Annotated in this window: 16 protein-coding genes; 10 read left to right on the plus strand and 6 right to left on the minus strand. The window is 66.7% G+C overall.

The window, feature by feature from the left end; all coding sequences use genetic code 11:
* Positions 1 to 95 precede the first annotated feature (95 nt).
* From PVW49_RS01555 to PVW49_RS01565, 3 genes are all read left to right on the plus strand, one after another.
* Complete coding sequence (locus tag PVW49_RS01555; RefSeq protein ID WP_074834389.1) at positions 96 to 1,016, plus strand: DMT family transporter; 921 nt, start codon at positions 96 to 98, stop codon at positions 1,014 to 1,016.
* 93 nt (positions 1,017 to 1,109) lie between these two features.
* Positions 1,110 to 1,754: a sulfotransferase family 2 domain-containing protein gene (locus PVW49_RS01560; protein WP_274589722.1), complete on the plus strand. Its 645-nt coding sequence runs from the start codon at positions 1,110 to 1,112 to the stop codon at positions 1,752 to 1,754.
* A gap of 256 nt (positions 1,755 to 2,010) precedes the next feature.
* Positions 2,011 to 2,190, plus strand: a complete 180-nt coding sequence (locus PVW49_RS01565; protein ID WP_048529928.1) for a hypothetical protein — start codon at positions 2,011 to 2,013, stop codon at positions 2,188 to 2,190.
* Between the two features lies 1 nt (position 2,191).
* Here the strand turns inward: PVW49_RS01565 and PVW49_RS01570 are convergent, their stop codons facing one another.
* A complete protein-coding gene (locus PVW49_RS01570) occupies positions 2,192 to 2,821 on the minus strand; it encodes a LysE family translocator (RefSeq protein WP_274589723.1) in 630 nt (209 codons plus the stop codon).
* 27 nt (positions 2,822 to 2,848) lie between these two features.
* Positions 2,849 to 3,736, minus strand: a complete 888-nt coding sequence (locus PVW49_RS01575; RefSeq protein WP_274589724.1) for an S-methyl-5'-thioadenosine phosphorylase — start codon at positions 3,734 to 3,736, stop codon at positions 2,849 to 2,851.
* A 170-nt stretch (positions 3,737 to 3,906) separates the two neighbouring features.
* Between PVW49_RS01575 and PVW49_RS01580 the strand changes: the two genes are divergently transcribed.
* On the plus strand, positions 3,907 to 5,541 hold the full coding sequence (locus PVW49_RS01580; RefSeq protein ID WP_048529933.1) for a SulP family inorganic anion transporter: 1,635 nt from the start codon (positions 3,907 to 3,909) through the stop codon (positions 5,539 to 5,541).
* A gap of 18 nt (positions 5,542 to 5,559) precedes the next feature.
* Here PVW49_RS01580 and PVW49_RS01585 read toward each other — a convergent pair whose 3' ends face one another.
* Complete coding sequence (locus tag PVW49_RS01585) at positions 5,560 to 6,396, minus strand: GNAT family N-acetyltransferase (RefSeq protein ID WP_048529934.1); 837 nt, start codon at positions 6,394 to 6,396, stop codon at positions 5,560 to 5,562.
* A gap of 212 nt (positions 6,397 to 6,608) precedes the next feature.
* Positions 6,609 to 7,868: a tyrosine--tRNA ligase gene (gene tyrS, locus PVW49_RS01590; RefSeq protein ID WP_274589725.1), complete on the minus strand. Its 1,260-nt coding sequence runs from the start codon at positions 7,866 to 7,868 to the stop codon at positions 6,609 to 6,611.
* Between the two features lie 61 nt (positions 7,869 to 7,929).
* On the opposite strand from tyrS, the gene PVW49_RS01595 reads away from it, so the two are divergent.
* Complete coding sequence (locus PVW49_RS01595) at positions 7,930 to 9,027, plus strand: anhydro-N-acetylmuramic acid kinase (protein WP_074834396.1); 1,098 nt, start codon at positions 7,930 to 7,932, stop codon at positions 9,025 to 9,027.
* 88 nt (positions 9,028 to 9,115) lie between these two features.
* On the opposite strand, the gene PVW49_RS01600 is transcribed toward PVW49_RS01595, so the two are convergent.
* A complete protein-coding gene (locus PVW49_RS01600; protein ID WP_074834397.1) occupies positions 9,116 to 9,721 on the minus strand; it encodes a flavin reductase family protein in 606 nt (201 codons plus the stop codon).
* 80 nt (positions 9,722 to 9,801) lie between these two features.
* Here PVW49_RS01600 and PVW49_RS01605 point away from each other — a divergent pair, with 80 nt between their 5' ends.
* The 4 genes from PVW49_RS01605 (at position 9,802) to PVW49_RS01620 (ending at position 12,649) form a co-directional block, all read left to right on the plus strand.
* Positions 9,802 to 10,308, plus strand: coding sequence for a GNAT family N-acetyltransferase (locus PVW49_RS01605; RefSeq protein WP_274589726.1), 507 nt, complete (start codon positions 9,802 to 9,804; stop codon positions 10,306 to 10,308).
* A 49-nt stretch (positions 10,309 to 10,357) separates the two neighbouring features.
* Positions 10,358 to 11,140 carry an EcsC family protein gene (locus PVW49_RS01610; RefSeq protein ID WP_074834400.1) on the plus strand — a complete coding sequence of 261 codons (783 nt, stop codon included), beginning with the start codon at positions 10,358 to 10,360 and terminating at the stop codon, positions 11,138 to 11,140.
* Positions 11,141 to 11,241: 101 nt separating this feature from the next.
* On the plus strand, positions 11,242 to 11,559 hold the full coding sequence (locus PVW49_RS01615) for a hypothetical protein (protein ID WP_048529949.1): 318 nt from the start codon (positions 11,242 to 11,244) through the stop codon (positions 11,557 to 11,559).
* 133 nt (positions 11,560 to 11,692) lie between these two features.
* Positions 11,693 to 12,649, plus strand: coding sequence for a LysR family transcriptional regulator (locus PVW49_RS01620; protein ID WP_274589727.1), 957 nt, complete (start codon positions 11,693 to 11,695; stop codon positions 12,647 to 12,649).
* A gap of 66 nt (positions 12,650 to 12,715) precedes the next feature.
* On the opposite strand, the gene PVW49_RS01625 is transcribed toward PVW49_RS01620, so the two are convergent.
* Positions 12,716 to 13,471, minus strand: coding sequence for an alpha/beta fold hydrolase (locus PVW49_RS01625; RefSeq protein ID WP_274589728.1), 756 nt, complete (start codon positions 13,469 to 13,471; stop codon positions 12,716 to 12,718).
* A gap of 115 nt (positions 13,472 to 13,586) precedes the next feature.
* On the opposite strand from PVW49_RS01625, the gene PVW49_RS01630 reads away from it, so the two are divergent.
* Positions 13,587 to 13,961, plus strand: coding sequence for a hypothetical protein (locus tag PVW49_RS01630; RefSeq protein WP_274589729.1), 375 nt, complete (start codon positions 13,587 to 13,589; stop codon positions 13,959 to 13,961).
* Position 13,962 lies beyond the last annotated feature (1 nt).

Below are 13,962 nucleotides of genomic sequence, written 5' to 3' on the forward strand. Positions count from 1 at the left end.
AATCGTAGCTTATGTCAGTGTCCGAATTTCGGGGGGTAGCTCACATATCGTTATAAGGCAAGACAGACCTCCCGCAAGCTGGCCCGTTGCCCCCCATGAGCAGACCCATCCCCCAAACCCGGCCGCTGGTGGCCGCCGCCTCGATGCTGGGGGCCATGGCCGTGATCGGTGTGATCGACAATGCCGTGCCCGTCCTCGCCGGTGAAATCGGCCTCTGGCAGTTCTACGCCTGGCGGGTGGTGATGGCGGTGCCGGTGATCCTGCTGGCGGCGCGGCTGGGCTTTGGCACGGTGAAGCCAGGGCGGCTCTGGGCTGTGCTCTTGCGCGGGGCGATGCTGTCGATCTCGATGATGTTCTACTTTGGCGCGCTCTCGGTCATGCCGATTGCCCAGGCCCTTTCGGGCCTTTTCACCTCGCCTGTCTTTGTCCTGGTGATCACCGCGCTGGCCCTGCGCCAGCCGATCGGGCCGTGGCGCGTTCTGGCCGTGAGCATGGGGTTCACCGGCATTCTCGTGGTACTCAGCCCCGATCCGGCCAGCCTCAGCCTCGCCACCTTTCTGCCGGTGTTCGGCGGGCTGTTCTATGCGCTGGGCGCGATTGCAACGCGCACGGTCTGCGCCGGCGAGGACGTGCTGGCGATGCTGCTGGCGATGTTTCTGGTTCAGGGGCTGATCGGCCTTGCGGGTCTGGGCACGGTGGCGGTGCTGGCGCCCGAAGTCGGCGCCGGGGCTTCGGGCTTTGTCTCTCGCGGCTGGGTCTGGCCGATGTCGCCGCTGGTCCATCTGCTGATGGTGATTCAGGCGGTGTTTTCGGTGCTGGGTGTCGGGCTGATCACCCGGGCCTATGCGCTGGGCGATGCCTCTTATGTGGCGGTCTTCGAGTATTCGGTGTTCATCTTCGGCCCGCTCGCGGCCTTCGTGATCTTTGGCCAGCGGGTGGGCTGGAACGAGGTGGCGGGCATCGCACTGATCGCCGGGGCCGGGCTGGTGATCGTCTGGCGCCTGCGCGACGGGTGAAGGGCGCGGGGGCCGGGGCGTGGGGCCGAAAACGCCCGCCTTCGGCCTGCCGGAGAATTGCCGTTGGCGGCGCGACCGGCTAGCGTCGCCGCCATGATCATCTCTCGCGGGCGGCGCTATATCTTTGTCCATATCCCCAAGACTGGGGGCACCGCCATGGCGCTGGCGCTGGAGGCGCGCGCCAAGGCCGATGACATCCTGATCGGCGACACGCCGAAAGCCCTTCGGCGGCGTGGGCGGCTCCGGGCGCTTACGCCGCGCGGCCGGCTGTGGAAGCATTCGACGCTGGCCGACATCGACGGGGTGATCGCTGCCGGTGAGCTTGACAGGCTGCTGATCTTCACGCTGGTGCGCAATCCCTGGGACCGGGTGGTGAGCTATTATCACTGGCTGCAAGTCCAGAGCTTCGACCATCCCGCGGTGACCTTGTCGAAACGACTGAGCTTTGCCGCCTTTCTGCAAGCGCCACAGATTCAAGCCAGCCTGCACAACACACCGGCCGCAAGCTATGTCACCGATGCGGCCGGGCGCGAGCGGCCGGCGCGCTTTCTGCGGCTCGAGCATCTGGCGGAGGATATGCCGCCACTCGATGCACATCTCGGCTTCCGGCTGACGATGCCCCATGCCAATCGCTCCGCCCGCGCGGCCGATTACCGCAGCTATTACGACGATGCGGGCGCCGGCATCATCGCCCGCGTCTGCGCCGCCGATATCGCCCGCTTCGGCTATGCCTTCTGATCAGCCGCGGCTGCGCCAGATTGGGTGCCCGTCATGCTTGCTCGGAAAGCGCAGGGCATAGAATTTTCGGGTCAGCCACGCGGCATGCGGGCGGTTCCAATCCATCCGGTCCTGCATCAGCAGACATCTGGCTATGCTTGTCGGCAACATATTCACTCTTTCCTTTTGACCTGTGGCGACATAGCATCGCGCAGCGCCGCCTATGCAATGTATATACACTGCCGTGGCGGAAGAATCAAGGGCCGGGCCGAACGACGTGAGCGAGAAACCGCAAAAGAAGAAAACCGCGAACAAGGACGCGCAATTGATCCTGCGGCTCGACAAGGACGAGCGCGACGATTTTGTCGCGCTGTGCCGCGAGCTTGACACCACGGCGGCACGCGAGATCCGGCATTTCATCCGCAAGTTCATGAAGAAGAACGCCGGCAAGAGCTGAGCTAGCTGGCCCGCCGCATCGTCGCTGTTAGCACGCCCATGGCAATCAGCGCGCCCCCGCCGGCGCGGGTGATCCAGGTGATCACCTGCGGCCGCGAGATCATCCGCAGGAGCCGGTCTGCCAAAATCGCATAGGCCAGCGCATTCAGCGTCGCCAGGCTTACGAAGGTGGCAATCAGCACGGCGAATTGCCCGCCAAGCGGTGCGGCAGGGTCGAGGAACTGCGGTACGAAGGCGATGAAAAAGGCGATGGATTTCGGGTTCAGCGCCGTCACCGCCGCATTATGGGCAAACACTCCCCGCGCGGTGACTTCGGCCCGGATGCGATCGGCGGCCAGCCCCTCGGAGGGGGCCGAACGGATCAGCTTGACGCCGAGCCAGATCAGATAGGCCGCGCCGGCCCATTTCAGCACCGTGAACAGCGTCGCCGAGGCCAGCACCAGCGCCCCCAGCCCGGCCAGCGAAGCGGTCATGGCGATGAAATCGCCGGTTGCCACACCGGCCGCCGAGGCCACCGCCACGCTGCGCCCCTTGGACAGCGCATAACTCAGCACCAGCAGCACCGTCGGCCCCGGGATCAGCAAGAGCGCCGTCGACGCCGCCACGAAGGTCAGCCAGAGTTCGAGTGTCATCCCATCACACCTTTCACCCGCCGGGCGTCAGCCCGTCGCCTTTTCCAGAACACGGCCCGCCACCGCATCGAGCTTGGCCATCAGCCCGGCATCGCGTTTGTCCGGCGCGGTCAGGATCGCGTATTCCAGTGCCCGGTCGCAGCCATGCGGGCAGGGCGCCCGACCGGCGCCCAGAAGCGCCGGCAGCCGGCTGACCAGATCGCGCCCCTTTTCGGCATTGCCCATCAGCGTGGCGATGATCTGCGTCACATCCACCTCGCCATGGTCGGGGTGCCAGCTGTCGTAATCGGTGATCATCGCCATACTGGCGTAGCAGAGCTCGGCCTCGCGGGCGAGTTTGGCCTCGGGCATGTTGGTCATGCCGATCACATCCGCACCCCAGGCCTCGCGATACATCCGCGATTCCGCCAGCGTCGAGAATTGCGGCCCCTCCATCGCCAGATAGGTGCCGCCGCGATGCACCTTGATCCCGGCGTCGCGCGCGGCGGTTTCGCAGGCGTCCGACAGGCGCGGGCAGGTGGGATGCGCCACGCTCACATGCGCCACGCATCCTGTGCCGAAGAAGGATTTTTCGCGCGCGATTGTGCGGTCGATGAACTGGTCGACGACGACGAAATCGCCCGGCGCCATTTCCTCGCGGAACGATCCGCAGGCCGAGACAGAGACCACGTCGGTCACCCCGAGCCGTTTGAGCGCATCGATGTTGGCGCGATAGGGCACGGTGGCGGGTGCATGCACATGGCCACGGCCGTGGCGCGGCAGAAAGGCCATCTTCACCCCGTCGAGCGTGCCGGTCAGAAGCTGATCCGACGGCGCGCCCCAGGGCGTGGCGACCGAGACCCATTCCGCCCCGCTCAGCCCGGCGATCTCGTAAATCCCCGATCCGCCGATCACCCCGATCATCGTGTCCGTCATGCCTGTGCTCCGTTTGTTGTCGACGCCACCTTAGGGCGCGCGGTTGCGAGCGCAAGCCACGGCTGCGCGACCCGGCCCGCGACCGCGCCGGCCGGGCCTGGCGGGGTGGCGTTTCGCGCCGCGGCGGACTATAGCGCTAGCGGAAACACACCAAATATCAGGATCCGCCGATGAAACGCGCCTTGCTGGCCTCATTCGCCAAGGGCTTTGCCATGCCCGACCTCCGCTGGATGCCCGACGAGGGCTTTACCATGGGGCGGCTGCGGATCGAATTGCTGTCCGGTCTCACCGTGGCGCTGGCGCTGGTGCCCGAGGCGGTGGCCTTTGCCTTTGTCGCCGGCGTGCATCCGCTGGTCGGCCTCTATGCCGCCTTTCTCGTCGGATTGATCACCGCGCTGATCGGCGGCCGGCCCGGCATGATCTCAGGCGCGACCGGCGCGCTGGCCGTCGTCATGGTGGCGCTGGTGGCGCAGCATGGTGTCGAATACCTCTTTGCGACGGTGGTCCTGATGGGGCTGTTGCAGATCTTTGCCGGTGTCATGCAATGGGGCAAGTTCATCCGGTTGGTGCCGCATCCGGTGATGCTGGGCTTTGTCAACGGCCTGGCGATCGTGATCTTCCTGGCGCAGCTGACCCAGTTCAAGGTGCCCGGAACAGCCGAAAGCAACGGCCACGGCATGGGCGGCGGCGAATGGCTGACCGGCTGGCCGCTGGTCGTGATGCTGGGACTGGTGGCGCTGACCATGGCGATCATCTGGGTGATGCCCAGGATCACCAAGGTGATCCCGGCGCCGCTGGCCGGCATCGGCGTGGTCGCGGCGCTGGTCATCGCCTTCGGCATCGATGTGCCGCGGGTGGGCGACATGGCCTCGATCCAGGGCGGGCTGCCGCCGTTTCACATTCCGATGGTGCCGTTGAACTGGGAGACCCTGCAAATCATCCTGCCCTATGCGGTGATCCTCGCGGCCATCGGGCTGATCGAATCTCTGCTGACGCTTAATCTGGTGGGCGAGATCACCGGCAAGCGCGGCGGCGCCAGCCAGGAATGCGTCGCCCAGGGCGTGGCCAATACCGTCACCGGTTTCTTTGGCGGCATGGGCGGCTGTGCCATGATCGGCCAGTCGATGATCAACGTGAAAAGCGGTGGCCGCACCCGCATCGCCGGCATTGCGGCGGCGCTCTTCCTGCTGATCTTCATCCTCTTCGCCGCGCCGGTGATCGAGCTCATTCCGCTGGCGGCGCTGGTCGGCGTGATGTTCATGGTGGTGATCGGCACCTTCGCCTGGAACTCGCTGACCATCCTGCGCAAGGTGCCCAAGATGGATGCCTTCGTCATCCTGCTGGTCACCGCGGTCACCGTCTACGAAGACCTGGCGGTTGCCGTGGTGGTGGGTGTGATCGTCTCGGCGCTGGCCTATTCCTGGAACAACGCGCGGCGCATCCATGCCCGCACCCGGGAATCGATCACCGACAAGGGCGCCAAGGTCTACGAGATCCAGGGGCCGCTGTTCTTCGGCTCGTCGGATGGTTTCATCGAGCTCTTTGACATCGCCGGCGACCCCGACACGGTGATCATCGACTTTGCCGAAAGCCGCGTGGTCGATCAATCGGCGCTTCAGGCGATCGAGGCCGTCGCCGCGAAATACGAGGCGGCGGGCAAGATCATCAAGCTGCGGCACCTGAGCCGGGACTGCCACAGCCTGCTGACCAAGGCCGGTCACCTGATGGTCGACAGCGACGATGACCCCGATTACGAGCTGGCGGTGGATTATCACGTCCGCACCGGCATTCTCGGCGGTCACTGACGCCGCGGGGGACAGGGCTCAGGCCCGCGCCAGCCATGTCCCCCCGAGCGCCCGGCAACGGGCGCCCGATCCAAGCTTGAACCGCGCCAGCCCCGGCGCGGTGACTGTATCGACCATTCCCAGATCGAGCCGCGTGATGCCGCGCGCCGCCAGCTCGATCATCGCCCGCCAGAGCAGCAGATGATGCGCCGCGCGCGCCCGGCCTTCGGGGCCGGACCAGCCGATGTGATAGGTCGCCACCGCGCCGTGGCAGAGAAACAGCAACGCCGCCACCGGCGCGCCCTGATGCCGGGCCTCGAAAATCCGCGCCTGGCCGCGGTTGGCGGCGGCAAAGGCGGCGGTAAAGAGCGGTGGATAGCCGCGATAGCGTTTCACCACCTGTTGCGCCTGATCCACCCGCAAGAGCCAGTGCCCGGGATCGGCCGGCAGCCCGACCGAGGCCACCCGCAGCCCGGCGTCCGAGGCGCGATTCAGCCGATTGCGCCATTTCTGCGCCATCCGTGCCCGCAGATCCGCCGCCGTGCCGTCAAGCGACAACTCGGCCACATGCGCCGCCGTCCTGAGCCGCAGGCCGGGGGCGGTTCCCGGCGTCTCGGCATTGATCAGAAACAGGCGGCAGTCGCAGGCCGCGCGCAATCGGCGCAGGTCGCTCCGGCTGACATCCGCCCGCGACACCAGCGCCACCTTGGCAAAAGGCCCGAAGCGGCGGCGCAGCACCTGCACCTCGCCGCCGGACGGGCCGAGAAAGATGCGCAGCGGCGGGCGACCCAGATGCGTGAGCGTGGCGCCATAGGCCGGATGCTGCTGGAACGGTGCGGTCTGTACCGCCGCGAAACGAGAAGCGTGAAACGTCATGGCGGCATTAACATCTGATTCAGGTAAATCAGGGATTAATGGCTGCCATGAAAAACCACATTGTCCTCGGCGTCCACGCCCCGCCGCCGCGCCTCGCCCCTGCGGGCCTCGCACTGTTCTCCGCCGCTCTGGCCCTGCCGGCCGGACTGCTGCTCTGGCTCACGGAGTGGCTGTTGCTCTAGGCGCGGCGAGGGATCGCCGCGCCCTGGCGCTCAGCCGAGCTGCACCAGCGCGTGTCGCTTCTTGCCGGCCGAGAGCTTGACCGGCGAGGCCAGCGCGCCGGCATCCAGCATCAGCCCGGCGTCGGTCAGCGGCGCATCGTCGAGGCGCGCGCCGTTTTCGGCGATCAGCCGCTTGGCCTCCTTGCCGGATTTCGCCAGCCCGGCCCGCACGATCACCTGCACGATGGAAATGCCGTCGCCCAGTTCTTCGGCCGAAAGCGTCAGGGTCGGCAGGTCGTCGCCCACGCCACCCTTTTCGAACACCTCGCGCGCGGTGGCCTCTGCCGCCGCCGCCGCCTCGGCCCCGTGACAGAGCGTGGTGACCGCATTGGCCAGCACGATCTTGGCCTCGTTGATCTCCGAGCCGGCCAGCGCGCCCAGCCGCCCGCATTCGGCGACGTCGATTTCGGTATAAAGCTTGAGGAAGCGGCCGACATCGGCATCGGTGGAATTGCGCCAGAACTGCCAGAACTCGTAGGGCGAGAGCATGTCGGCATTGAGCCACATGGCGCCGCCCTGAGATTTGCCCATCTTGCGGCCGTCCGAGGTGGTCAGCAGCGGCGAGGTCAGGCCAAAGATCTCATGGTCGAGCACCCGGCGCGTCAGGTCGATGCCATTGACGATATTGCCCCATTGATCCGATCCGCCCATCTGCAACACACAGTCGTAGCGGCGGTTCAGCTCAAGGAAATCATAGGCTTGCAGGATCATGTAGTTGAACTCGAGGAACGACAGCGATTGTTCGCGATCGAGCCGCGATTTCACGCTTTCGAAGCTCAGCATCCGGTTGACCGAGAAATGCCGGCCGATGTCGCGCAGGAACTCGAGATAGTTCAACCCGTCGAGCCATTCGGCATTGTTCAGCATCAAGGCCGCATTGTGCGGGCCGTCGGCGTCCCCGTAATCGAGGTATTTGGCAAAGACCTGCTGCATACCGGCGATATTGGCGTCGATCTGCTCCGGCCCCAGCAGCGGGCGTTCGTCCGACCGGAACGAGGGATCGCCCACCTTGGTGGTGCCGCCGCCCATCAGGGTGATCGGCTTGTGCCCGGTCTTTTGCAGCCAGCGCAGCATCATGATGTTGAGGAGATGCCCCACATGCAGCGACTGCGCCGTGGCATCATAACCGATATAGGCGGTCACCATGCCACTGGACAGGGCCTCGTCCAGCCCCTGATAATCGGTGCAATCGGCCAGATAGCCGCGCTCCATCATGACATGCATGAAGTCCGATTTGGGATGGTAGGTCATGAGGTCTCTCCGATATGGTCGGGGCAAGGCTATAAAGGCCACAGGCCACGAGGAAAAGAGCATGTTGCAGGCAGGCATGGTCAATGCGCTGGGCGCGATGTCGGGAACGTCGCTCGACGGGGTCGATGCGGCGCTGATCCGCACCGACGGGGTGACGATCGAAGGTTTCGGCGCACATCGCTACCGCGCCTATTCCGACAGCGAACGCGCGGTGCTGCGGGCGGCACTGGGGCGCTGGCCGGGCGAGGATCTGGGCGCGGCGCTGGCGGTGGTGCAACGTGCCCACGCCGAGGCGATGGCCGGTTTCGACGGTGTCGATATCGCCGGCTTTCACGGCCAGACCCTGGCGCATGAGCCGGGCGGGCGCGGCACCCATCAGCTGGGCGATGGCGCGGCGCTGGCCGAGGCTCTGCGGCTGCCGGTGGTCTGGGATTTCCGCTCGTCCGACGTGCGGCTGGGCGGGCAGGGGGCGCCGCTGGCGCCGTTCTTTCATTTTGCCTGCGCCCGCTGGATCGGGGCAGACCAGCCCGTGGCGTTCCTCAACCTCGGCGGTGTCGGCAACCTTACCTGGGTCGATCCGCGTCACCCAGGCCCCGAGGCGGCCGGCGCGCTTCTGGCTTTTGACACCGGCCCTGCCAATGCGCCGCTCAACGACCTGATGCAGGAACGGCGTGGGCTGCCCTATGACGCCGATGGCGCGCTGTCGTTGCGGGGCGAGGTGGTGGAGGGCGCGCTGGAGCTGTTCCTCGACGAGGGGTATTTCCTCAAGATGCCGCCCAAGTCCTTGGACCGGAACGATTTCTCGCTGATGCTCGATCTGGTGCGCGAGCTTGGGGACGCCGATGCGGCGGCCACGATGTGTGCCATGGCGGCAAGCGCGGTGATGCGGGGAATGGAGCATTGCCCGGCGCCGCCCGCAGCGCTTTATGTCACCGGCGGCGGGCGCCACAACCCGGTGATGATGCAGATGCTGGGGGTGTCGCTCGACTGCCCGGTGGCGCCGGTCGAGGCGGTGGGCCTCGATGGCGACATGCTGGAAGCGCAGGCCTTTGCCTATCTCGCGGTGCGGGTGGCCCGCGGTCTGCCGACCTCGGCCCCGGGAACCACCGGCGTGCGCGCGCTGGTCGGCGGTGGCGAAATCTCGCATCCCGCCGGCTGACCCGTCCCGGACCGGCTCCGGGACTTCTTCGCTTCTGGCCAGGGGCCCCGGATCGGGGTCCGGGGCGCGCGGGGGTCCGGGGGCGCGCCTATTCGCCCGGCCGCTTGAGCGAAAACACCTCGCGCACCACCGCGTAATCGCGATAGCCCAGCCGGCTCAGCGGCGCATAGCGGGTCACGTCGACGCGGCCGTCATCGAGGCAATCGTCGCGGATATGCACGCCGACGACTTCGCCCAGCACCATGAAATTCGACCGGCCCGCCAGCTCGATGATCTGCGTCATCCGGCATTCCAGCGCCGCCGGGCTGTCGGCCACCCGGGCGCAGGCGATCTCGTGGCAGGCGTCGCGCGCGATGCCGGCCTTGCCGAATTCATCCACCTCGCGCGGCCAGGGGCCCGAGCTCACGTTCATCACGTCGCGCTGGGCCGAGGCCACGATATTGACGCAGAACACCCCGGTTTCGCGGATATTGCCGACGCTGTCCTTGGTATCGCCGCGATCTTCCTTGGCCGAGGTCGAGCAAAACATCACCTGCGGCGGCGTATAGGCGACGGCGTTGAAAAACGAATAGGGCGCCAGATTGTCCTGGCCGTCCGCGCCGCGGCTGGAAATCCAGCCGATCGGGCGCGGGCTGACAATTGCGCTGAACGGGTTGTGCGGCAGCCCGTGGCCATCCTCGGGGCGATAGAACATGCGGAAATCCTTTGGCTTTACCCTTGACCTAACCGCATGTTAACCGGCTTTCCACCACAACCAGCCGAGGACGGTCGCCTTTGATCCAGCTGCGCAAAGAAACACCGGCCGACCTCTGGGCGGTCGAGGCGCTCTTTGATCTCTGTTTCGCGCCAGGCCGCACCGCGCTCAGCTCGTACCGGCTGCGCGAGGATGTGCCGCCGGTGGCCGCGCTCTCGACCGTGGCCGAGGACGAAACCGGCATCATCGGTGGCGCGATCCGTTATTGGCCGGTCCGGGTCGGGGCGCACCCGGCGCTGCTGCTCGGGCCGATCGCGGTGCACCCGACGCGGCAGGGCGAGGGGCTCGGCGCCGCGTTGATGCGTGATTCGCTGGCGCGGGCGGCCGAACTGGGCTGGCATCGGGTGATGCTGGTGGGCGATGCGCCGTATTATGCGCGCTTCGGCTTTGACAAGCTGACCGGCGTCGAGATGCCGCCGCCGACCAATCCCGAGCGGGTGCTGGGCCACAATCTGACCGAAGGCGCCTGGCGGGGCATCCGCGGCGAAGTCACCCGTTGGGGTGACACGCCGGGCCACGAGGCTTGACTTCCGCCCCGCAGGCCCAATGTAAATAGCTGTAACATCGGGGGCCGCCATGACCGCAGAGCATACAACCGGAACAGATCTGATCTCGCCGACGGCCGCGTTGCGGCTCGATGCCCTGGCGCTGCGCTATCGCAAGGCCGGGGGCGTCGGGCTTCAGGTGCTCAACCTTGTCGGCACCCAGGCCGAGAACCTGCTTGAGCGGCTGCCCGACGGCGTCAAGCACCGGCTTGAATCCGCAACGGAACGCGCCCTCGGCATCGCGCTCGAAGCGGCCGGGCAAAGCCGGACGCGAGTGGGCGATGCGCCGGGCTGGCTCAATCGCGCGGCGACCACGGCGATGGGCGCGGCGGGGGGCTTTGGCGGGCTGCCCTCGGCGCTGGCAGAATTGCCGGTGACCACCACGGTGCTGCTGCGCGCCATCCAGGGCATTGCCGCCGAACATGGGTTTGACCCGGACGATCCCGAAATTCGCGCCGAATGCCTGCAAGTCTTTGCCGCCGCCGGCCCGCTCGAGCATGACGACGGCGCCAACATGGCCTTTCTTTCGGCGCGGGTCACCCTGACCGGGGCGACGGTGCATGGGGTCATTGCCCGCGTGGCACCGCGGCTGGCCACGGTTCTGGGCCAGAAACTGGCGGCGCAGGCGGTGCCGGTGGTGGGGGCGGTGGCCGGCGCGGCGACGAATTTCGCCTATACCAGCTATTACCAGGAAATGGCGCATGTGCATTTCGGCCTGCGTCGCCTGGCCATCGACGAGGGGCTGCCGCGCGAGGCGCTGCTTGCCGATCTTCGGCGCCGGCTTGCCATTCCCGCCGGAAAGCGCCGGGAGTGACGCTGCCGTGAATTGAATTTTTCGCCAAAATGGCGCACACTGCCCCAAAACAAAGGCGGCGCACCCGAGCCAATTCGCGCCGCACCATGAGAGGGCAGTTGATGAAACAGGTGATCTATACCCTGGCCATTGCGGCTATTCTGACTCCGGTCTTTGCAAGCCTTGCCTCCGCCGGGCCGATCAGCCGTGCGTGTCTGACATCCGGGCGCAAGGCGGCGAATTCGAGCCTGTGCGGCTGTATCCAGGCGGTGGCCGATGTGGCCCTGTCGCGCCGCGACCAGCGGATGGCCGCCAAATTCTTTCGCGATCCGCACCGGGCACAGGAAATCCGCCAGTCCGACCGCGCCAGCGACGAGGCCTTCTGGCTGCGCTACAAGGCGTTCGGTACCCAGGCCGAATCCAGCTGTCGCGGCTACTGAGGCGCGGCGCCGTCCCGACGTGAACCGGGCGGGACGTGGCTTTGGCCCTGCGCTGGCACGGCCAGCCTGGCCCACAGGTTGAACAAAGCGGGAGATACCTTCACAAAAGGCAAAACTGTGTGGAGGGCGGCCGATGCTGGCCAAGGGGGTGACATTGCGCGGGCTCGAGGTCTTCGAGGCGCTTGCGCACAGCGGATCGGTGGCCCAGGCGGCGCGCACCACCGGGCTGAGCCAGCCCGCCGTCAGCCAGCAGATGAAGAACCTCGAAGCCGCGCTGGGCACCGCGCTCGTCGATCACGCCCGAAGGCCGATGCAGCTGACGCCGGCCGGGCGGTCTTTCCTGGCCCGGACCGAGACGGTGCTGGGCCAGCTCAGGCTGGCGCAGAGCGAGCTGACGGTGATGGATCTGGCGCATCTGTCGACGCTCAATCTGGGCATGATCGACGATTTCGACACCGACCTGACGCCGCGACTGGCGACGATCCTCGGCGAGAGCCTGTCGCGCTGCCGCTTCAAACTGATCTCGGCGCCCAGTCATGAAATCAGCGACGCCCTGCGCGACAAGCGACTGCATGTGGCGGTGGCGGCTTCGACCGGCGAAGTGGTCGACCATGTCGCCGAATATCCGCTTGTCTGCGATCCCTTCATTCTGGTCACGCCACGCGGCTTCAGCGGCGGGGCCGAGGCGGCGATGGGGCAATTGCCGCTGCTGCGGTATGACCGCGACCAGATGATCGGGCGGCAGATCGAGGCGCAGTTGACACGGCTCCGGCTCGATTGCCCCGGGCGGTTCGAGATCGGCTCGCATCTTGCATTGATGACGCTGGTGGCGCGGGGCATGGGCTGGGCGCTGACGACGCCGCTGGGATATATGCGGGCGGTGCGCATCCATGGCGAGATCGAGGCCCACCCGCTGCCCTTCGCGCCGTTTTCGCGGACCATCTCCTTGTTTGCCAGCCCTGACTGGACCGACCAGGTGCCGCGCGACATCGCCGCCACCATGCGCCGGCTGGTGAGCGAGCTGGTGATCGCGCCGGCGCTGGTGCAACTGCCTTGGTTAAAGGATCAGCTTCGGCTGCTTGCGGCGTGACACCAGCGGTGCGTTGCACTGGCAGCACGCGCGGATTTGGGAAATCCGAAACTGCGGCGGCCGGGGTCAGGCGTCGAGGAAGGCCCGCAGCGAGGCTTCGAATTCACGCGGTTTTTCCGCGTGCAGCCAGTGGCCGGCCTGCGCCAGTCTGGCAAATCTCGCCTTGGGAAAATGCGCGCGGATCACGGGCCGATGCTCGGGCAGGACATATTCCGAGAGCGCACCGGACAGAAACAGGGTGGGGCCCTCGAACCGGCCCGAGACCTCGGGGAAGCCGACGATCTTGTCCATCTCGCGCTTGAGCACCTCGAGGTTGAGCTTCCAGCGCTTGGCCGCGATGTCGAGCGACTGGGTAAAGAAGCTTTGCAGCACCTTGTCCTCGACCTGTCGGGCGAGTTGTTCGGAGGCATCGGCACGCTTGGTGACGGCACCGAGATCGACCGATTGCATGGCGTCGATATATTGCGTCTGATCGTGGCTGTACCCCACCGGGGCGATATCGGCGACCACCAGCCTGGCCACCTTCTCGGGATGCGCCAGCGCCAGCACCATCGCCGCCTTGCCGCCCATGGAATGGCCGACCACATCGGCGCGCCCGCCATTGGCGTCGATCACCGCGGCCAGATCGGCGGCCATGTCGGGGTAGGAATGGCTGTCGTGCCAGGGGCTGTCGCCGTGATTGCGCTGATCGACGGCGATGACGTGGCGGTTTTCCGACAGGCGTTTTCCGATCACGCCCCAGTTGCGGGCCGAGCCATAGAGGCCGTGGACGATGATCAGTGGCGTGCCGCCGGGGGCGCCGTGGTGGATTTGGTTCAACATGGGGCAGAATTAGCCTGCCGGCGCCCGGGGGGAAACCGGGAAATGCGTATTTGCAAAGAGAAGAAGTTGCCGGGCGCGAGGCCGGGTCTTATGCAGGGGGCCGGAGGTGGCCCGGGTGATCGACGCAAAAGAGATGGAGCGCCGCAATGCGCAACTGGCCGAGCAGATCGGCACGCGGCTGCGGGTTGGCGGGGTGACGCTGGAGCAGCGGCTGCGGCGGGCCGGGCGGCTGTTGCCGCGCTGGGCCCGGCGCGATGCGTCGCGGTTTGTCGAGGCCGGGCGGCTGGCGGCACACCCCAAGCTGGCGCGTCAGATCGACGAGGCGGCGCTCGACAAGGCCGAGGCGCGGCTGACGCGCTATCTCGGCAGCATCGATCCCGACGAACGCTGCACCACGGCGCGGCTGCATCTGGCCGGGGGGATCGTTCTCAAGCTTCTGATTGTCGGTGCGCTCCTGCTGGCGGTGCTGCGCTGGCGTGGCCTGATCTGAG

Origin of the sequence: Marinovum sp. PR37, from assembly GCF_028807375.1 — a bacterium.
GTDB lineage: Bacteria > Pseudomonadota > Alphaproteobacteria > Rhodobacterales > Rhodobacteraceae > Marinovum > Marinovum algicola.

Excerpts from the sequence above, each read along its gene's own strand:
- PVW49_RS01555 (WP_074834389.1), top strand. The coding sequence starts at position 96 with ATGAGCAGACCCATCCCCCAAACCCGGCCGCTGGTGGCCGCCGCCTCG.
- PVW49_RS01560 (WP_274589722.1), top strand. The coding sequence starts at position 1,110 with ATGATCATCTCTCGCGGGCGGCGCTATATCTTTGTCCATATCCCCAAG.
- PVW49_RS01570 (WP_274589723.1), bottom strand. The coding sequence starts at position 2,821 with ATGACACTCGAACTCTGGCTGACCTTCGTGGCGGCGTCGACGGCGCTC.
- PVW49_RS01575 (WP_274589724.1), bottom strand. The coding sequence starts at position 3,736 with ATGACGGACACGATGATCGGGGTGATCGGCGGATCGGGGATTTACGAG.
- PVW49_RS01580 (WP_048529933.1), top strand. The coding sequence starts at position 3,907 with ATGAAACGCGCCTTGCTGGCCTCATTCGCCAAGGGCTTTGCCATGCCC.
- PVW49_RS01585 (WP_048529934.1), bottom strand. The coding sequence starts at position 6,396 with ATGACGTTTCACGCTTCTCGTTTCGCGGCGGTACAGACCGCACCGTTC.
- tyrS (WP_274589725.1), bottom strand. The coding sequence starts at position 7,868 with ATGACCTACCATCCCAAATCGGACTTCATGCATGTCATGATGGAGCGC.
- PVW49_RS01595 (WP_074834396.1), top strand. The coding sequence starts at position 7,930 with ATGTTGCAGGCAGGCATGGTCAATGCGCTGGGCGCGATGTCGGGAACG.
- PVW49_RS01600 (WP_074834397.1), bottom strand. The coding sequence starts at position 9,721 with ATGTTCTATCGCCCCGAGGATGGCCACGGGCTGCCGCACAACCCGTTC.
- PVW49_RS01610 (WP_074834400.1), top strand. The coding sequence starts at position 10,358 with ATGACCGCAGAGCATACAACCGGAACAGATCTGATCTCGCCGACGGCC.
- PVW49_RS01615 (WP_048529949.1), top strand. The coding sequence starts at position 11,242 with ATGAAACAGGTGATCTATACCCTGGCCATTGCGGCTATTCTGACTCCG.
- PVW49_RS01620 (WP_274589727.1), top strand. The coding sequence starts at position 11,693 with ATGCTGGCCAAGGGGGTGACATTGCGCGGGCTCGAGGTCTTCGAGGCG.
- PVW49_RS01625 (WP_274589728.1), bottom strand. The coding sequence starts at position 13,471 with ATGTTGAACCAAATCCACCACGGCGCCCCCGGCGGCACGCCACTGATC.